Raw genomic sequence first — 17,615 nt, forward strand, 5'->3', positions numbered from 1 at the left:
CCTAGCGGACCACGAAGCAGGCTTCGCCCGCGACCTTGAGCAGCTGGCACGCCTGCCCTGCCTCGGCAGCGGACGGATAGCTGGCGCGCAGGCGGAAGCCCTGCTGATAGGGCACGATCAGCTTGGTCGCACCGGCCACTGCCGGAAAACGACCTGACAGCGAATCCCAGACCTTGCTGGCGGACGCCTGGCTCGGGAAGAAGCCAAGCTGAATGGTGCTCCCCGCCGGCCCCGCGGGCGCGGCAGGCTCCGGCTTGGCCGGTGTGCTCGCAGCCTCTTGCGGCGGCGCAGCGGGAGCCGCCTTGCTCGGTCGGGCGACCGGCTCTTCCGGCACCGCGTTCAGGTCCAGTTGCGCGTCGGGTTGCTCACCGGCGCTGGTCGCGTAGGCCGTGCCGCTTTCACCGGTGATGTCGAGCCCGCCCGGATCGGCCGGCTTGACCTTGTAGGGGCGCGGGTCGGCCTTGATCAGCTCGGGTGGGCCCGCACCTTCCGCATTGCGCCGGCCAAGCCAGAACATCGAGCCGGCGATCAGCGCGGCCGCGAGTAGCGCCAGCACCACTGCCATGAGCATCCGCCCGGCGGACCAGCGAGGCCCGTCGTCCTCGTCGTCGACCGCTTCGAGCCAGGGGAAATTCTGTTCCTGCGCCGCCATCTCAGTACACCACCACGCAACTTTGTTTCGCCGCTACCAGCCGCTGGCATATGACAACCGATTGGGCTTGCGAAGCGGTCGCGAGCTGCACCCGGAACATCTGTGTCGCCCGCCCATCGGTCGAACGCACCTCTAGCGGTGAGATCAGCCGCGGCTTGGTCGCCAGGTAAGGCCATCTGCGAACCATCACCGCCCATGCGCGCTCGGCTTCATCCCGGCTTGGGAAGGCGCCGGTCTGGATGAGCCGCCCGCGAACGACCGGCTGCAGCGACATCGGCGCCAGCTCGCTGGCGCCCTCGCCAGTCGATTTCCTCCGCAGCGACTTCCGCCGAGACGAAGCGATCGGCTGCCGCGACGCTTGCTCGACCACGCGCGAGCGCTCGGGAGCCGAGGAACGGGCGTCGGTCGTGGAAGGCGCGCCTTGCCTCTCGACTGCCGGCGCACCAGTGTCGCCCTCGCCTGAGCGGGAGGCATTCTCCCGCGCCTGCTCCTGTTCCTGCGCCTCCGCTTCGGCCAGCGTGGCAACCTGCGCGGACATGCCCGGACGCTCGGTCTCCGCCTCGCCCGAGGCCGACCCGGTGCCCGGTCGCGAACCGAGCCAGTATGCGCCGATCGCGATCAGCGCGAATGCGGCACCGAGCAGAACCGCCAACAGCGGCAAACGCGGCTTGCGCGCGGGGCTTGGGGGCGGCGGTGCGTCTTGCGGCGCACCAGTGACCCACGGGAGCCGGTCGTCAGTCTGTCGCGCCGGCTCGGCCATCGCTACCGCAACTCCTCCGCCGCTTCGACGCCCATCATCTTGAGGCCCGATCTGATCACCTGCTGCACGCCCCGCGCCAGCTCAAGCCGTGCCCGGCTGAGCTCCGGCTGGTCCTCGAGCAGGAAGCGCCGGCCGGGATCGTCGTTGCCTCGATTCCACAGGGCATGGAACTGCGCCGCCAGCTCATAAAGGTAGAATGCGACGCGGTGCGGTTCATGGGCAAGGGCGGCGCCTTCGATTACCCGGGGATATTGCGCGGCCTGACGCACCAGCGCCAGTTCTTCCGCATCGAGCAGGTCGAGATTGGCGGCACTGTCACGCGCGATCCCCGCTTCTACGGCCTTGCGGCCGAGCGACGCGATCCGCGCATGGGCATATTGCACGTAGAAGACGGGATTGTCCTTGGACGCCTCGACCACCTTCGCGAAATCGAAATCGAGCGGCGTGTCCGCCCGCTTGGTCAGCATCATGAAGCGGACCACGTCCTTGCCAACCTCGCCAACCACGTCGGCCAGGGTGACGAAATTGCCGGCCCGCTTGCTCATCTTGATCGGCTCGCCGGCGCGGAGCAGCTGAACCATCTGCACCAGCTTGACGTCCAGATCGACCTTGCCGTCGGTCAGGGCAGTCACCGCCGCCTTGATCCGCTTGACGGTGCCCGCGTGATCGGCGCCCCAGATGTTGACCAGGTGATCGGCGCTCTCCGCCTTTTGCAGGTGGTAGGCGGCGTCGGCGCCGAAGTAGGTCCAGCTGCCGTCCGACTTCTTCATCGGCCGGTCCTGGTCGTCGCCGAACTGGGTGGAACGGAACAGCGTCAGCTCCATCGGCTCCCACTCGTCATGCTCGTCCAGGCTCTTGGGCCGTTCCAGCTCGCCTTCGTAGACGAGGCCCTTGTCCCGCAGCACCTGCATCGCCCGCTGCGGCGCGCCGCTCGCCTGAAGCTCGGCCTCCGAACTGAACTTGTCGTGGTGGATGCCGAGCAGCGCGAGGTCGTGACGGATGAGATCCATCATCGCGGCGACCGTCTTCTGCTTGAAGATGGGCAGCCATTCGGCTTCGGGCCGATCGACATACTGGCTGCCGAACTCGGCCGCCAGCAGGGTTCCCACCGGCATGAGGTAATCGCCCGGATACAGGCCCTCGGGAATGTCGCCGATCTCTTCGCCGAGCGCCTCGCGGTAGCGCAGGTGGGCCGAGCGGGCGAGCGTGTCGACCTGGCTGCCGGCGTCGTTGACGTAATATTCGCGGGTGACCACGAACCCCGCGGCCTCGAGCAGGCTGGCCAGCGCATCGCCGACTACCGCGCCCCGGCAATGGCCCATGTGCATCGGCCCGGTCGGGTTGGCCGAGACATATTCGACGTTGACCCGGCTGCCCTGGCCGAGGTCGCGACGGCCGTATCCGTCGCCCTCGCGCAAGATCGTGTCCAGTTCCTCGCGCCAGAGACGGGGATCGAGGCGAAGGTTGATGAACCCCGGCCCCGCGACTTCGACGGCGGTCACCCCCGGCACCTGTTCCAGGCGAGGGGCGAGCAGCCCGGCCAGCGCGCGCGGATTGGTGCCCGCGGGCTTGGCCAGCACCATGGCCGCATTGGTCGAGAGATCGCCGTGGCTCGGATCGCGCGGCGGCTCGACCGCCACCGCCTTGCGATTGAGGTCGGCCGGAAGCTCCCCCGCTGCCGTCATGGCGTCAAGGATGGTGGTCAGGTGATCGGAGAAGCGGGCAAACAAGGACATGCCGCGCGTCTAGCGCGCACCGGCCCACGCGTCACCCTTTTCGCCCAACCGCTTGTCGCCCGATGAACGGCGCGTTCCGGCACAATTCACCCGCCCGCTCGTAGTGCCTGTCCATTGCGGGGCCGTTTCGGCGGCCTTGGGGCATGAAAGAGGAGAATGTCATGCGTAAATTGATCTTGCTCGGACTGATGGCGGCCACCGCCGTTCCGACCGTTGCCAACGCTCAGGCGCGTCAGGAAATCCGCCACGACCGGCGCGAGGTCCGCGAGGATCGCCGCGAGCTTCGTCAGGACCGCCGCGAACTGCGCCGTGACCAGCGCGAGATGCGCCGCGACCGCCGCTCGGCCTATGTCGCACCCTATGCGGGCTGGCGCTATCGCCCGGTCGTGGTCGGCTACCAGCTGCGTCCGGCCTTCTGGGGCAACCGCTACGTTGTCAACGATTATGGCCGCTGGAACCTCGCCCGTCCGGGCGTGAACCAGCGCTGGGTGCGCTACGGCGACGACCTGCTGCTGGTGAATGCCCGCAACGGCCGCGTGCTGCGGGTGATCCACAACCGCTACTAATCGCATAGCGGTCTGAAGGAGGGCCCGGCGCTTGATGGCGCCGGGCCCTTATTCATGCCCTCAGCCCGCAGTGTCGCGAACGTCGCTGACGACCGTGCGCCGGCGACCGTCGATGCTCCAAGGACCCGCGCCGGCTGCCGCCAGAAACAGGAAGACGAAGCAGTAGAGTACCGCCGCGTCCCCGCCATTGTTCAGCGGAAAGAAGTTCTTCGGTGCGTGAACCATGAAGTAGCCGACAGCCATGGTGCCCGAGGCGATGAATGCCGCCGGCCGGGTCAGCAGGCCAATGGTGATCAGGAAGCCGCAGATCAGCTCGACTACGCCCGCAAAGGCGATCGGATTGTTCAGCGCCCAGCCCGCTCCCGAATATTCTCCGGGTGGAAAGGACAGGAACTTCTGCATCCCGTGCTCGAGAAACAGCAGCCCGGCCATGATCCGCAGCAAGGCGTGCGCCGGTCCAGCGAACCTCGACAATCCATCCATGTTCAATCCCCCGGTGTCTGCAGGTCCGGGCAGCTTGCCACGACCGCCGCGCAAGTCCAGCTTCGATGCTGGCTGCTCGCTTCACGCAATGGCGAGCGTCTGCCGAAGTGGCGCGGAACCCGTATCCGGGAACAGGATCCCCGCCATTCGCGCCGGGTCCTGCCCGAAATGCTGGGCCAGGGCCGTCGCGACAAGCGCATCCAGGCTGATCGTCGGCTTGAGGTCGCGCCCGTCGTAAAGCGCGGCGTCGGCGAGGCCTGGCCAATCGCTCAGCACCCTGCCCCCGTTGACGGCGCCGCCGAGCAGGAAGGCGGTCGAGCCGGTGCCATGGTCGGTGCCGCCCGTGCCATTCTCCTTCGCCGTCCGGCCAAACTCGGTCGCAACCAGCACCAGCGTGTTCTTCCAATCCTCACCTAGACCATCGCGATAGGCGCCAAGCATCGCGTCCAGGCCGTTGAGCTGCGCGTTCAGCCGCCCCTTCTGCGCCGTGTGCGTATCCCAGCCGTCGGTCTCGATCATCCCGATGCGGGCACCGGCCGGCCCCTTCATCATCCGCGCGGCCAGAGCGCCGGCGGCCGCCGCGCCCTTGCCTCCGGCGAGATCGCCGGCCGTGCTCCGCGCCTGCAGTGCTTCGTTCCACAGCTGCCCGAGCTGGGCATCGCGGGCATAAAGGTCCCCAACTCGGATCATCAGGTCGTCGCCCGCCTGCGGCAGGTTGGACGGCGCATAGGACGCCACCTGCGCCGGACCGCGCAAGGCCGGCGGAACCGTCGGCGCGAAGGCGATGGCTTGCGGATCGTCCGGCATGGTCCGGAGCAGCCGGTTCATCCACCCGTCCTGCAGCCGGTACGGCAGCGCGCCGCCGGTCTCGAGCACATTCTGGCCGTCGAAATGCGAGCGGTCGCGGTAGGGCGACGCGACCGCATGGACCAGCAGCGCCTGCCTGGCGGCTGTCATCGCCGCCACCTGCTTCAGCGCGGGATGTAGCGTGAACATGGGATCGAGCTTCGTGCCGCCGGCCACATCCGCGCTCAGCTGCGGGCGGAGGCGCGCGTAATTCGGATCGCCCGTAGGCGCGAGGATCGCCAGCCCGTCGGCGGCGCCGCGCTGGATCACGAACAGGAAGCGGCGGTCCGTCGCCGCCTTCGCGAAGGCCAGGCGCGGAGCGAAGGTGGTGGCGGCGATGCCAACGGCGCCGGTCGACAGGAAGGTGCGGCGGTCCATGACTACCTCCTCAGAAATTCGGGGGACACCAGCAGCAGCGCTAGTCCCGTCGCAGGGCTTTCGGCCCGGCTGATGGCAGTGGCGGTGGCGTCAGTTAGGCGAGCGCCAAGCACCCTCGGGGCAAGCGCCCGTGCGTCCTTTCCCTGCCCGGCCGCAGTGGCAAAGCGCTGCGCCGCCTCCACCCTTCGCACCAGGGCATCGGGTCCGGCCCAGCTGGCGGCGATGTCGTCGAAGCCGGCCGGCGACGTCGGCCGCCAGACTGGCATTCCAAGCTCCTGAAGCAGTCCAACCGTGCGCTGCGCCGGCGGCGCTGGTACGTCCAGCGCGCGCAGGCTCGCCACGGTCCAATCCCACGGATTGCGGAATTTCGGACTGTCCGGCTGCCACGCCTCGGGTGAGGCGATCAGCGCGCGATAGACGGTCGGCAGGTCACCGCCGCTGCCGATAAAGGCATGTTCGACCTTGGCGACCACCGCCGGCGGCGGATCGTCGGCGACAAAGTGGCGGGTCAACTTGGTGGCGATATGCCGCGCGGTCGCCGGATGCACCGAAAGATCCATGAGGACCGCGCGCGCCTGCGCTTCGCCATCCATGCCGTAGCGCTTGCCCAAGATCGTCCGGGTGCCTGGCTCATGCAGTACCTCGGCAAAGGCGAAGTCTCCCGGCGGACCGGTCAGGAACCGCTGCATCGGCCCGCGTCCCAGCCCTGCCACGGTCCAGCCGGTCAGCGCCCGCGCGAACTCGGTCACGTCGGCCTGGCTGTAGCCGGTTCGCACACCCAGCGTGTGCAGCTCCATGATCTCCCGCGCGAGGTTCTCGTTCAAACCGATGTTGCGGCCGCGAGCACCCGCGCGCTGGCCGGCCATGCTGTTCGGTCCCACCGACTGCGCCTGGTCGAGGTAGAGCAGCATTGCCGGATGCCGCTCCACCGCCAGCAGCAGGTCGGTAAAGCGGCCGGTCAAGTTGGGCCGGATGGCGTCCAGTTCGAGCAGCCCGGCATAGCCGACGGTGGTCGCCTTGGTCGCACCCACCGCGAAATGGTTGGCCCAGAAATGTGCCATCCGCTCCAGGAACGGCGTTGGCGTCGACAGTGCCGCGCTCATCCGTGCGTCCACCGCCCGCAGGTACAATGCGCGCTGATCCTTCAGCGCCTCGACCAGTTCGGGCGGCCGGGCCGCCCGTCGCATGGCCTTGTCGTCAGCCGCCGGCGGCGGCGAAGTGGCGGGCGCCATCGGCATGCTGGCCGGCATCATCATTCCGCCGGCCTTCACGTCGCGCCGCTCCGTTCGATAAGCGGTCAGCGCCTCCGCTGCCTCGGCCCGGCTCGGAACGTTCGGCAGAGCAGCGAGCTTCTGGGTAAGCTGCGCCTCCACCCACTCGCGGCCGTCGCGCCCGGCCACCGGCTGATCCCCGCGTGGCCCAAGGCCGAAGCGGTTCATGGCAAAGGCAAGATCCGTCATCTAACGCCGCTCCCGTCAGTCTGGTGGCAGCGGAAATCCGCCAATCCGACTGAACGCTGACTGACTAGAAGCGGTCTGGAAGATGAACTTTGCCGCACAGCTCCTGGTGGCGGCGGATCGCGAATGGATCGGTCATCCCGGCCACGTAATCGGCCACCGTGCGGGCCCTCGCGGTGGCGTCTTCCTCCCCTCTTGCCCAGCTGTCCGGCAGCAATCGAGGGTCTGCCAAGTAGGCCCGCGCCAGATTGCCCACCACGCGCTGGGCCTCGCGCCGCACCGGCTGCAGCGGCGGTGCATTGTAGAGGTTGGCGTAGAGGAAGCGCTTGAGCGACCGCTCGTCCGCCGCCAGCTCGTCGGAGAGGGCGACCAGCGGCTGCCCGGCGGCGCGAACATCGGCGATGGTCTCGACCCCCGCGGCTACGATCCGCCGCCGTGTCTCGCTCATCAGGTCGCCCACCATGGTGCCGATCTGGTCGCGCACCAGCGCCTTGAGCTTGCGGTCGATCGCAAGGTCGGGATGGCGCCGCTCGATCGCCTCCCAATGCCGCCGGACGAACGGCTGTTCGAGTAGCGCCTCAAGGCTGAGCAACCCGGCGCGCAACCCATCGTCGATGTCGTGATTGTCATAGGCGATGTCGTCGGCGAGCGCCGCGACCTGCGCTTCGAGGCTCGGCCAGCTCGCCAGCTCCAGCCCCACCGCGCGGTCGACCTCCGCCAGCGCCCACTGCGGCTCCGCGATCGGGCCATTATGCTTGGCCAGACCCTCGAGTGCTTCCCAGCTGAGGTTGAGCCCGTCGAACTCCGGATAGGGCGCCTCCAGGCAGGTCACCAATCGAAGCGTGTGGCCGTTGTGATCGAACCCGCCCCACTCCTTCAACGCGGCATTGAGAGCGTCCTCGCCGGCATGGCCGAACGGCGGATGGCCAAGGTCATGCGCCAGGCACAAAGTCTCGGTCAGGTCCTCGTTTAGGCCCAGCGCTCGGGCGATGGTCCGCCCGATCTGGGCGACCTCGATCGAGTGGGTCAGCCGGACCCGGTAATGGTCGCCGTCGGGCGCGACGAACACCTGCGTCTTGTGGCGCAGACGGCGGAAGCTGACGGAATGGACGATCCGGTCGCGGTCGCGCTGGAACAGGTCACGCGGACCGCGCGGGCCCTGGTCGGGTTCGGCGAACAGCCGCCCCCGTGACTGGTCGGGCCGAGCGGCGAGCGCCGCGAACGCGCTCATTGCGGCAGCTTGCGAACCACCTGGCCGGGCGCGCTGGTCCAGCTGAAACTGTCGATGTTCACGCTTGAAAGGTCCTCGGCGAAGGTCTGGGCGTCCGCCGTGCTCTTGAAGGGGCCGATGAGCAAGCGGCTACGGCCATTCTCCTCGGCCACATAGCCGCTGATGTTCTCGAACAGGTCGCGGTTGCGGTTCACCAGCCGCCGGAACTGCTCGGGCAAGGCGTTGGGATCGGTGCCGCTGGCGAGTTGGAGCCAGATGCGCGAGCGCTGGACCGCTGCGGCCGGAACGGGCTGCGACACGGCGGGCACGGCCGGCCCGCCGGGCACCACCGTCGGAACCGGTGAAAGCCGCCCGGCAGGAGGACCAGCGGGAATGGGTCCGGGCTGTGGCGCAGCGGCCGCTTGCGGCTCGGCCGGATGCAGCAAGCGATCGATGTCGCCGAGCCGGTCCTCGACCGGCGCCTGCGCAATCCGCGCAGCAGGGCCGCCGCTGACGCCATTGCCCGGCATCACGCCGAAGTGAACCGCCGCGATCTTCTCCGCTGGCTGAAGTGTCGAGAGGCGGCGGAGGAAAGGATCCATGCTCCCCGCAAGACCTGGAAGCGCGGCATTCACGGCACTGAGCGCACCGCCGGTGTCGCCGGTCAGCGCAAGGACGAACGCCCGTGCCCGCAAGGCTCCCGGATCACGCCGCGCCAGCAAGGGATCAAGTGCCGCCAGCGCTTCGGCGCGCCGCCCGCTCACCGCCAGGCTGAGCGCCAGCCGCCGCCGCGCTTCGTTGGGGTCGGTCCCGCTCAGGGCAACGCGATAGTCCGATTGCGCCCGAGCCTGATCGCCCAGCAGGTCATAGGCCAGGCCCCGGTCCAGTGCGATCGCGCCCTGACTGGCGCCAAGCCGCTGCGCTTCGGCAAATGCCTGCATCGCTGCATTGGGATCCATCAGCTGGACCAGCGACGCGCCTTGGCCGACCTTGGGAACCCAGCTGGCGGCATTCACTTCGCTGGCCCGGCCGAAGAAGCCGATCGCCGCTTCGGCATCGCCGCTGGCCAGGGCGGCCTGCCCGGCGCCGAGCAGCGCCTGATAATTGCGCGGGTCACCAGCGAGTATCCGGATGTTTCGCGCCAGCGCGGCACCCGGCGTCTCCACTTGTCCGGGTAGAGGCGCGGCCGGCGGCGGCGGCGCGTTGCCACCGATATATTGCGCACGCGCCGATCCCGGCAGCACCATCGCCGCCGCACACGCTCCAAGCACGCTGATCCGGATCATTCCCACCCTGTGGAAGGGGTTAGCTTGCCCGCAGCTTGCCGGAAGGGGGCCGAGCGACGGGGCGTGGTGAGGAGCAGGTGAGTTGAACGAAAAGAACCCCGACCGAGGCCGGGGTTCTTCGTCGTCAGCAAAGCCGCCGATGGCGCTTACTGATTGTTCTGCCGGTTGAGGAAACGCGGGATGTCCAGCGGCTCACGGCGAATGGTCGGGGCCGGCTCTTCATCGATCTTGCCGGCGCCGCGCGCGATGTTGCTCATCCGCTCGAACAGCGTGCCGCTGTCGCGCTGGAGCTTGGGCCGGGCGGGCTCCTCCACTTCGGCGGCGGGCGGCGGAACCGGCGGGGCTCCGACCGGCGATGTCAGGATGTCGTCGCTGTCGAGCAGCAACTCGTCCGAATCCTCGTCGGCGCCCAGGTCGAGCGGCTCGACCGAGGCCTGGGGCGCGGCGGCCGGAGCGGGCGTGGCGGCCGGCGCAGCGGCGGTGGCGCTGGCGTTCCGGCCGGCACCGGGGAAGCTGAACACCTTGGTCGGCGCCGTGCTGCTGGTGGTGGTCGAGGTCGTGGTCGGCTTGGACGCCTCCTCCGCCTCGATCCCGGTGGCGACCACCGAGACCCGGATCTTGCCGTCCAGATCGTTGTTGAAGGCCGAGCCCCAGATGATGTTGGCGTCGGCGTCGACCAGTTCCTTGATGTGGCTGGCGGCCTCGTCGACTTCCATCAGGCGCATGTCCTCGCCGCCGACGATCGACACGATGACGCCTTTGGCGCCCTTCATGCTGACGCCGTCCAGCAGCGGGTTGCTGATCGCCTTCTCGGCCGCCTCGATGGCGCGATTCTCGCCCGACGCTTCGCCGGTGCCCATCATCGCCTTGCCCATTTCGCCCATCACCGCACGAACGTCGGCGAAGTCGAGGTTGATGAGGCCCGGCATGACCATCAGGTCGGTGATCCCGCGGACGCCCTGCTGCAGCACCTCGTCCGCCATTTCGAACGCTTCCTTGAAGGTCGTGTCCGAGTTGGCGAGGCGGAACAAATTCTGGTTCGGGATGACGATCAGCGTGTCGACATGGGCCTGCAGCTCATTGATGCCGGCCTCCGCTGCACGGGCGCGGCGCGCACCTTCGAACGCGAACGGCTTGGTTACCACGCCAACGGTAAGGATGCCGCGGTCGCGCGCTGCCTTGGCGATGACCGGCGCCGCACCGGTACCGGTGCCGCCGCCCATGCCGGCCGCGATGAAGCACATGTGCGCGCCCTCGAGCAGGCGGTCGAGCTCGTCGAGCGTTTCTTCAGCCGCGGCCCGGCCGATCTCCGGCCGTGATCCCGCCCCCAGGCCCTGCGTGATCTTCGGCCCCAGCTGCACCCGGCGGTCGGCCAGGCTGTGGTTGAGCGCCTGCGCGTCCGTGTTGGCGACCAGGAAGTCGACACCCTGAACGTCGCGGCGGATCATGTTGGCGATGGCGTTGCCGCCCGCACCGCCGACGCCGATCACCGTGATCCGGGGACGAAGCTCGTCGACGGCCGGACGGATGAAGTCGATGCTCATTCGGATGTCCCCCAGTGGCGCTGCCTAGCGCGTTGAACCCTCAACCCGAATCTATGAATCGCCGGAGTCCCGCGCACAAGCGGAAAAGTTAACCAGTCCGACGAAAAGAAGGCGGAATGTGGCCGAACGGACTCAACCTGATTCAGAACGGCACAGGGTTCAGGCGGAATCGCCCTTCATCGCGGCGATCAGCCGGCTGAACATGCCCCCGCTCGCGGCCTTGCGGCGCTGCCCGACCTGCCCCAGCGCGATGTCGCGAATGTCGTTGGGCCCGCCGTGGCCGATCAGCGCCAGGCCCACCAGGGTCGAGAAGCCCGGCCCCGAATGCGCGTCGGGCAGGCCGGTGATCTGCTTGGGCCGCCCGACCCGAACCGCGCGGCCGAGCACGCCCTGCATGTAGTCGGCAATGTTCTTGAGCTCCGCGCCGCCGCCAGTCAGCACCACCTGCCGGCCGACCGGACCGGTGAAGCCCAGCTCCTTCAGGCTCTTCTCTATCTCGCCCGTGATCTCTTCGACCCGCTGGCGGATGACCGTCATCAACTGCGCGCGGCTGATGCGCATCGGCTCGGCGTGTTCGTCGCCGCCCTGCCCGCGCGCTTCGATCATCTCGTGATTGTCGCGCGGGGACGTCATCGCCGAGCCATGGAAGCACTTCATCCGCTCGGCATCACGGCGGCTGACCCCGAAGGCGCAGGCAATGTCGTCGGTGATGTCGCGCGCACCCAGCGGAATGGAACGAAGGCCGACCAGCATCCCGCCGGCGTGAAGCGATACGTTGGTCGTCTCGGCGCCCAGCTCGACCAGCGCCACACCCAGGTCGCGCTCCTCCTGGCTCAGCACCGCAAGGCCGGTGGCGACGGGAGCCGCGACGATCGCCTTCACGCCCAGGTGCGCCTGGCGAATGGTCAGGTCGACATTCCGAAGCGGACCGGCGTTGGCGGCAATGACGTTGATGTCGACGCCCATCCGCTCGGCATGCAGGCCAACCGGGTGCTTGACCCCTTGAACATCGTCCAGCGTGTAGAGCGCCGGATTGGCGTGGAGCACGATCTGCCCCTGCCGATCGACCGCCTGCCGCCCCGCGGCCAGCAGTTCCTCGACGTCCGACTGCTCGACCTGGTGACCGCCCAGCGACACCTCGACCATGGCAAGGTCACTGGTCAGCCCGCCGGCGCCGAAGCTGGCCCACACGTCGTCGATCGATTGCCCCGCCATCCGCTCAGCCTGCTCGACCGCCTCGCGCACCGCGACCTCGCTGGCCTCCATGTCGGTGATGAAGCCGCGCTTCACCCCCCGGCTCTCACGCTGCCCGGTGCCGAGCACGCGCAGCCGTCCGTCCGCGTCGCTGGTACAGATCAGCGCGGACACCTTGGACGAACCGATATCGAGGGCCCCGATCAGCGGGGTCGTTTGCGGGGCGGCCATCAGCTCGGCTGTTCCGGGGTTTTCTCAGGGGCGGGCAGCGGCTCGGGGAGGCGGACGATCATCTTGCCCGGTACGCGCAGGTCGAAGCGCTTGAACCCGCGGCCGAGCAGGCCCTGCGTGCGGTCCCGCTTGGCGAAGCGCTTGAGCGCGGTCGCCGCATCACCCGCCCCTTCCGGGAGCGCCAGCGTCTCGCCCGAGGTGAAGGCCAGGTCCCACCGCCGACCCCCGATCCAGGTCGCCGAGGCGAGCTGCGGCTTCAGGGTCGGCACGTCCTTCATCAGGTCGGCAAGCTCGGTCGAATGGGCGTTCGCGCCCTGGCCGATGATCAGCGGCAGGTCCGGCATCTTGTCGAGAGGGACCGGAGCCAGCACCACGCCTTCGGAATCGACCAGGCTCAACTGACCCTTGTTCTGCCACACGGCCGCCGGCTTGCGCTCGACGATGTCGATCACCAGCTGGTCGGGCAACCGCCGCGAGACGCGCGCATCGCGGACCCAGCCATATTGCATCAGCTGGTCGCGGATCGCGCTTGCGCTCACCAGTGCCTGCGCAGGCCGATCCTCCCGTTCCGACAGCTCGGCGGCGCGGTGAAGCTCGCCGGTCACCACCTCATCGACAAGCCGGCGATCCATCCGCTTGATGCCCACGATCTGATAGCCGGCGACGGAAAAACCCGCGGCCCCGGTCGCTTCGCCGGCCGCCCGGCCGATCCTCGCCGGCAGGTCGAGCGCGAAGCCGACCCCGACCAGCAACGCCGCGACGAACAGTCCGATGCCCCATCCGGCGAGCTTCCCGATCTCGCGCTTGGCCCTGGCCGACGCGGCGGCCTGGCGCGCGGGCTTGCGGCCGCCCTTGCGAGCCCCGTTCCCGCCACGCCGGACCGTCTGTGCGTTCATGGCAACGCCTCCGCGATCAGCCGCTCGACCAGCTCGCCATAGTCTATTCCGCGCTGCCGCGCCTGCTCGGGCACCAGGCTCAAGGGCGTCATCCCCGGCTGGGTGTTGACCTCCAGCACATAGACACCCGCCTCGCCTTGGGCATCGTCCCAGCGGAAGTCGGACCGGCTCGCGCCCTTGCAGCCGAGCGCCCGGTGAGCGGTCAGCGCCATGTCGAGCATGGATTGGGCAATCTCGTCGGGCACCTGGGCCGGGCAGACATGCTCGGTCAGCCCGTCGGTATATTTGCTGTCGAAATCGTAGAAGCCGACCTTGGGCTTCAGTTCGGTCACGCACAGCGCCTCATCGCCCAGCACCGCCACGGTAAGTTCGTGACCGGCGATGAAGGGTTCGGCCAGCAGTTCCTCGAATTCCTGCCACGGTCCTTTTGATTCCCGAGCGATCGGCTGGCCATAATTGCTCTCGTCGGTGACGATCGCCACGCCGACGGAGGACCCCTCGTTCACCGGCTTCAGCACATAGGGGCGCGGCAGGGGATCGCGCTCGTGCAGGGTCTCGCTCCTGACCATCACGCCCTTGGGCATCCGCACGCCGGCGGGCACCAGCAGCAGCTTGGTCAGCTCCTTGTCGATCGCGATGGCGGAGGTCGTGACGCCAGAGTGGGTGTAGGGGATGCCCATCAATTCAAGCATGCCCTGAACCGTGCCGTCCTCACCCGGATGGCCGTGCAGCGCATTGAACACGACGTCGGGCTTCAGCTGGTTCAGCCGCTCGGCGACGTCGCGGCCCATGTCGAGCTCGCTGATCCGACTCCAGCCCCGCTCCCGCAGGGCATTGGCGACACCCTTGCCGCTCATGAGCGACACTTCGCGCTCACTCGACCAGCCGCCCATCAACACGACGACGTGGAGGTCCCTATTCACTCAGCCACTCCCACGCGCTGGATTTCCCATTCGAGCTCGACACCGCTGTGGTCGCGAACGCGTGTCCGCACGTCCTCGCCCAGCTGCTCGATGTCGGCACTGGTCGCGCTACCGAGGTTGAGGAGGAAGTTGCAATGCTTTTCCGAGACCTGCGCTCCGCCACGCGTCAGGCCACGGCAACCAGCGGCGTCGATCACCTCCCATGCCTTGTGCGGCAGCGGGTTCTTGAAAGTCGAGCCGCCGGTGCGGCTGCGCAGCGGCTGGGACGCTTCGCGGCTGGCGGCGATCCGGTCCATCTCGGCCTGGATCGCTTCAGGCTCGCCGGGCGCTCCCTTGAAGGTGGCAGAGACAACGACCGCCTGCTCCGGCAGGTCGGAATGACGGTAGGTATAGCCAAGGTCGGCATTGGACAGCGTCACCCGCTCGCCTGAGCGAAGTACTACGTCCGCCTCGACCAGCACGTCCTTGACCTCGCGCCCATAGGCACCGCCATTCATCCGGACGAACCCGCCGACCGTTCCCGGGATGGAGCGAAGGAACTCGACCCCGCTGATCCCGGCATCCCGCGCGGTCGAGCTGACCAGGATTCCCGACGCGCCGCCGCCGCAGCGCAGGGTCACGTCATCGACCCGCTCGACCGTCGCGAATGGCTTGCCGAGCCGGACGACGACGCCGGGCACACCGCCATCGCGAACGATCAGGTTGGACCCCAGGCCGAGCGCCATCACCGGCACGTCGGACGGAAGATCGCGCAGGAAGGCCTGCAGGTCGGGCACATCCGCCGGCTCGAACAGCCACTCCGCCGGGCCGCCGGACTTGAACCAGACCAGCGGCGCCAGCGGAGCGGACGTCTTCAGCTTGCCGCGCACCTTGGGAAGCTCGGCGACGCTCATGCCTTGGTGGCCCTGGCCGCGCAGATCCCGTCGGCCAGCTTGGCGGCCCATTTGGTGATATCGCCGGCGCCCATGCAGATGACCATGTCGCCTTCGGCGGCGAGGTCGCGCAGCGCGTGGCACAGGTCGTCCAGATCAGCCACCGTGCGAACCATCCGGTGACCGCGGGCGCGAATGTCCTCGGCCAGGGCCGCCGCGTCCACGCCCTCGATCGGCTGCTCGCCCGCGGCATAGACCGGCGCGACCAGCACCACGTCGGCATCGTTGAAGGCGCCCGAAAATTCTTCCATCAGGTCGCGCAGCCGGGTGAAGCGGTGCGGCTGGACCACGGCGATCACCCGCCCCTGCGCGCTCTCCCTAGCGGCAGACAGGACGGCCCGGATTTCCACCGGATGATGGGCGTAGTCGTCGATGATGATCGCGCCATCCACCTCGCCGACGCGGGTGAAACGGCGCTTGACCCCACCGAACTGCGCGAAGCCCTTGCGGATCGCCTCGTCGCTCATCCCAAGCTCGATGCCTACCGCGATCGCCGCCAGCGCATTCTGCACATTGTGCCGGCCCGGCATCGGCAGGCGCACGCCCTCGATCACCCGCCGTCCGCCATCGCGCTCCAGGACATGGGCATCGAACCGCGAACCGCCGTCCGCCGGCACGACATTCTCCGCGCGCAAGTCGGCCAGCGCCGAGAAGCCATACGTCACCACCCGCCGGTCGCGAATGCGGCTGAGGATCGACTGAACCACCGGGTGATCGACGCACATCACCGCCAGGCCGTAGAAGGGCACGTTCTCGACGAACTCGACGAAACTGTCCTTCACCACGTCGAAGCTGCCGTAATGGTCGAGGTGTTCCGGATCGATGTTGGTCACCACCGCGATGGTGCCGTCCAGCCGAAGGAAGCTGCCGTCGCTCTCGTCCGCCTCGACCACCATCCACTCGGACTTGCCGAGCCGGGCGTTGGAGCCATAGCTGTTGATGATTCCGCCGTTGATCACGGTCGGGTCGATCCCGCCCGCGTCGAGCATGGCGGCGATCATCGACGTGGTCGTGGTCTTCCCGTGCGTGCCGGCGACCGCGATGGTCTGCTGCATTCGCATCAGCTCGGCCAGCATCTCGGCGCGCTTGACCCGCGGCAGGCGGCGCTCGGCGGCGGCCTGCACCTCGGGATTGTCCGGGCGGATGGCGGTGGACGTCACCACCACCGTCGCATCACCCAGATTGTCGGCGCTCTGCCCGATCATCACCTTGATGCCGGCCTTGCGCAGTCCTTCCGTGACATAGCTGTCCGCCACGTCGGAGCCCTGCACCGTGTAGCCCAGCTGATGCATCACCTCGGCAATACCGGACATGCCGATGCCGCCGATTCCGACGAAGTGGATGGTGCCGATGTCGGTGCCGAACGCCTTCATGCGGCCGCTCCTGCCGGCTTCAGCTTGGCCGGTGCAACGGCCGGTCCGACCAACAAGGGTGCCTGCTTGTTGGCCACTCGCTCGACCAGGTCGGCAAGGTCCTGCGCCGCACGCGGACGGCCGACCGACAGCGCACGTGCAGCCACATCGGCCAGCGCCTCGGGATTGGCCGCCAGAACCTCGATCTGTCGGGCCAACGTCTCGGGCGTGAATTGCGGCTGCGGGATCATCCGCGCACCGCCGGCCCGTGCCATCTCGCGTGCATTGGCGGTCTGGTGGTCGTCCGTCGCGATCGGCAGGGGAATAAGAATCGCGGGCCGGCCGGCGGCAGTCAGCTCGGCAATGGTCGAGGCACCCGCCCGCCCGATCACCAGATGGGCGTCGGCCAGCTTGGCCGGCATATCCTCGATATAGGTCATCAGTTCCGCCGGGATCTCCAGCTCGCGATAGGCCTCGCGCACCTTCTCGATGTCATCGGGCCGGCACTGCTGCACCACCTGCAGCCGGTGACGGAGCACGGGCTGCAATTCGCCCAGGCCGCGCGGCACTACTCGGCCAAGCACGGTCGCACCCTGGCTTCCGCCGGTGACCAGGATCTTTAGCGGCGAGAATTCGTCAAAAGGCGGGAAGGGCTGCTCGCCCAGCCGCACGATCGCCTCGCGCACCGGATTGCCGACCAGCACGCACTTGGCCCGCTGCGAAGGCTTCAGCCGCTCGATCCGCTCATAAGCGGTGGCGATGGCGGCCGCCCCGCCGGCCAAGAGCCGATTGACCCGGCCAAGCACCGCATTCTGCTCATGCAGCACCGTCGGAATGCCCAACGAGCGGGCGGCGAGCAGCGCGGGAAAGGCCGGATAACCGCCAAAGCCTACCACCGCATCCGGACGCCCGCGCTGATAGAGCGCCCTGGCCTCGCGCCGCCCAGCAAGCACGCTCAACACGCCCTTCGCCAGTGCGATCGGGTTCTTGGTGATCCGACCGGCCTGCAGCACCTCGACCGGCGTGCCTTCAAACAGCCCCGGAATGCGCTTGCCGCGCTCGTCGGTGATCAGCAGCACGCCGTGCCCGCGCGCCTTCAACTCGGCGGCGAGCGCGTGGGCCGGGATCATGTGACCGCCGGTTCCGCCGGCGGCGAGCACGAAATGCAT

16 protein-coding genes are annotated in these 17,615 nt (G+C 68.4%); 1 reads left to right on the plus strand and 15 read right to left on the minus strand.

Going from position 1 to position 17,615, the window contains the following annotated elements:
• Position 1 precedes the first annotated feature (1 nt).
• Genes M8312_RS07305 through argS form a run of 3 tightly spaced genes read right to left on the minus strand, consistent with a single transcriptional unit; the run spans position 2 to position 3,148 of the window.
• Complete coding sequence (locus tag M8312_RS07305; RefSeq protein ID WP_250117067.1) at positions 2 to 652, minus strand: SPOR domain-containing protein; 651 nt, start codon at positions 650 to 652, stop codon at positions 2 to 4.
• 1 nt (position 653) lies between these two features.
• Complete coding sequence (locus tag M8312_RS07310; RefSeq protein WP_250117068.1) at positions 654 to 1,412, minus strand: SPOR domain-containing protein; 759 nt, start codon at positions 1,410 to 1,412, stop codon at positions 654 to 656.
• 2 nt (positions 1,413 to 1,414) lie between these two features.
• Positions 1,415 to 3,148, minus strand: a complete 1,734-nt coding sequence (gene argS, locus M8312_RS07315) for an arginine--tRNA ligase (RefSeq protein WP_250117069.1) — start codon at positions 3,146 to 3,148, stop codon at positions 1,415 to 1,417.
• Positions 3,149 to 3,309: 161 nt separating this feature from the next.
• Here argS and M8312_RS07320 point away from each other — a divergent pair, with 161 nt between their 5' ends.
• A complete protein-coding gene (locus M8312_RS07320; protein WP_250117070.1) occupies positions 3,310 to 3,714 on the plus strand; it encodes an RcnB family protein in 405 nt (134 codons plus the stop codon).
• Between the two features lie 60 nt (positions 3,715 to 3,774).
• Here M8312_RS07320 and M8312_RS07325 read toward each other — a convergent pair whose 3' ends face one another.
• The 12 genes from M8312_RS07325 to murG form a co-directional block, all read right to left on the minus strand.
• Positions 3,775 to 4,197, minus strand: coding sequence for a DoxX family protein (locus M8312_RS07325; protein WP_250117071.1), 423 nt, complete (start codon positions 4,195 to 4,197; stop codon positions 3,775 to 3,777).
• A gap of 81 nt (positions 4,198 to 4,278) precedes the next feature.
• Entirely contained in the window at positions 4,279 to 5,421 is a 1,143-nt protein-coding gene (locus M8312_RS07330; protein WP_250117072.1) for a DUF1501 domain-containing protein, read from the minus strand.
• A gap of 2 nt (positions 5,422 to 5,423) precedes the next feature.
• On the minus strand, positions 5,424 to 6,881 hold the full coding sequence (locus M8312_RS07335) for a DUF1800 domain-containing protein (protein ID WP_250117073.1): 1,458 nt from the start codon (positions 6,879 to 6,881) through the stop codon (positions 5,424 to 5,426).
• A 64-nt stretch (positions 6,882 to 6,945) separates the two neighbouring features.
• Positions 6,946 to 8,109 carry a deoxyguanosinetriphosphate triphosphohydrolase gene (locus M8312_RS07340; RefSeq protein WP_250117074.1) on the minus strand — a complete coding sequence of 388 codons (1,164 nt, stop codon included), beginning with the start codon at positions 8,107 to 8,109 and terminating at the stop codon, positions 6,946 to 6,948.
• Positions 8,106 to 9,374 (minus strand): tetratricopeptide repeat protein, encoded by a 1,269-nt coding sequence (locus tag M8312_RS07345; protein WP_250117075.1) that lies wholly within the window; start codon positions 9,372 to 9,374, stop codon positions 8,106 to 8,108. The genes M8312_RS07340 and M8312_RS07345 overlap by 4 nt, the downstream gene beginning before the upstream one ends.
• A 146-nt stretch (positions 9,375 to 9,520) precedes the next feature.
• The gene (ftsZ, locus tag M8312_RS07350; protein ID WP_250117076.1) at positions 9,521 to 10,918 is read right to left on the minus strand and encodes a cell division protein FtsZ; all 1,398 of its coding nucleotides are present in this window, start codon (positions 10,916 to 10,918) and stop codon (positions 9,521 to 9,523) included.
• 159 nt (positions 10,919 to 11,077) lie between these two features.
• Positions 11,078 to 12,343 carry a cell division protein FtsA gene (gene ftsA / locus M8312_RS07355; RefSeq protein WP_250117077.1) on the minus strand — a complete coding sequence of 422 codons (1,266 nt, stop codon included), beginning with the start codon at positions 12,341 to 12,343 and terminating at the stop codon, positions 11,078 to 11,080.
• On the minus strand, positions 12,343 to 13,239 hold the full coding sequence (locus tag M8312_RS07360) for a cell division protein FtsQ/DivIB (protein WP_250117078.1): 897 nt from the start codon (positions 13,237 to 13,239) through the stop codon (positions 12,343 to 12,345). The genes ftsA and M8312_RS07360 overlap by 1 nt, the downstream gene beginning before the upstream one ends.
• Positions 13,236 to 14,162 (minus strand): D-alanine--D-alanine ligase, encoded by a 927-nt coding sequence (locus M8312_RS07365; protein WP_250117079.1) that lies wholly within the window; start codon positions 14,160 to 14,162, stop codon positions 13,236 to 13,238. Before M8312_RS07365 ends, M8312_RS07360 begins: the two co-directional genes overlap by 4 nt.
• Positions 14,159 to 15,055 (minus strand): UDP-N-acetylmuramate dehydrogenase, encoded by an 897-nt coding sequence (murB, locus tag M8312_RS07370; RefSeq protein WP_250117080.1) that lies wholly within the window; start codon positions 15,053 to 15,055, stop codon positions 14,159 to 14,161. Before murB ends, M8312_RS07365 begins: the two co-directional genes overlap by 4 nt.
• Complete coding sequence (gene murC, locus M8312_RS07375) at positions 15,052 to 16,467, minus strand: UDP-N-acetylmuramate--L-alanine ligase (RefSeq protein WP_250117081.1); 1,416 nt, start codon at positions 16,465 to 16,467, stop codon at positions 15,052 to 15,054. The genes murB and murC overlap by 4 nt, the downstream gene beginning before the upstream one ends.
• A complete protein-coding gene (murG, locus tag M8312_RS07380; protein WP_250117082.1) occupies positions 16,464 to 17,615 on the minus strand; it encodes an undecaprenyldiphospho-muramoylpentapeptide beta-N-acetylglucosaminyltransferase in 1,152 nt (383 codons plus the stop codon). The genes murC and murG overlap by 4 nt, the downstream gene beginning before the upstream one ends.

The sequence above is a fragment of the Sphingomonas sp. KRR8 genome (genome assembly GCF_023559245.1).
Classification (GTDB): Bacteria; Pseudomonadota; Alphaproteobacteria; order Sphingomonadales; family Sphingomonadaceae; genus Sphingomicrobium.

What these genes read in the sequence shown, in the direction of transcription:
- M8312_RS07305 (WP_250117067.1), bottom strand. Translation starts at nt 652, where the DNA reads ATGGCGGCGCAGGAACAGAATTTCCCCTGGCTCGAAGCGGTCGACGAC.
- M8312_RS07310 (WP_250117068.1), bottom strand. Translation starts at nt 1,412, where the DNA reads ATGGCCGAGCCGGCGCGACAGACTGACGACCGGCTCCCGTGGGTCACT.
- argS (WP_250117069.1), bottom strand. Translation starts at nt 3,148, where the DNA reads ATGTCCTTGTTTGCCCGCTTCTCCGATCACCTGACCACCATCCTTGAC.
- M8312_RS07320 (WP_250117070.1), top strand. Translation starts at nt 3,310, where the DNA reads ATGCGTAAATTGATCTTGCTCGGACTGATGGCGGCCACCGCCGTTCCG.
- M8312_RS07325 (WP_250117071.1), bottom strand. Translation starts at nt 4,197, where the DNA reads ATGGATGGATTGTCGAGGTTCGCTGGACCGGCGCACGCCTTGCTGCGG.
- M8312_RS07330 (WP_250117072.1), bottom strand. Translation starts at nt 5,421, where the DNA reads ATGGACCGCCGCACCTTCCTGTCGACCGGCGCCGTTGGCATCGCCGCC.
- M8312_RS07335 (WP_250117073.1), bottom strand. Translation starts at nt 6,881, where the DNA reads ATGACGGATCTTGCCTTTGCCATGAACCGCTTCGGCCTTGGGCCACGC.
- M8312_RS07340 (WP_250117074.1), bottom strand. Translation starts at nt 8,109, where the DNA reads ATGAGCGCGTTCGCGGCGCTCGCCGCTCGGCCCGACCAGTCACGGGGG.
- M8312_RS07345 (WP_250117075.1), bottom strand. Translation starts at nt 9,374, where the DNA reads ATGATCCGGATCAGCGTGCTTGGAGCGTGTGCGGCGGCGATGGTGCTG.
- ftsZ (WP_250117076.1), bottom strand. Translation starts at nt 10,918, where the DNA reads ATGAGCATCGACTTCATCCGTCCGGCCGTCGACGAGCTTCGTCCCCGG.
- ftsA (WP_250117077.1), bottom strand. Translation starts at nt 12,343, where the DNA reads ATGGCCGCCCCGCAAACGACCCCGCTGATCGGGGCCCTCGATATCGGT.
- M8312_RS07360 (WP_250117078.1), bottom strand. Translation starts at nt 13,239, where the DNA reads ATGAACGCACAGACGGTCCGGCGTGGCGGGAACGGGGCTCGCAAGGGC.
- murB (WP_250117080.1), bottom strand. Translation starts at nt 15,055, where the DNA reads ATGAGCGTCGCCGAGCTTCCCAAGGTGCGCGGCAAGCTGAAGACGTCC.
- murC (WP_250117081.1), bottom strand. Translation starts at nt 16,467, where the DNA reads ATGAAGGCGTTCGGCACCGACATCGGCACCATCCACTTCGTCGGAATC.
- murG (WP_250117082.1), bottom strand. Translation starts at nt 17,615, where the DNA reads ATGCATTTCGTGCTCGCCGCCGGCGGAACCGGCGGTCACATGATCCCG.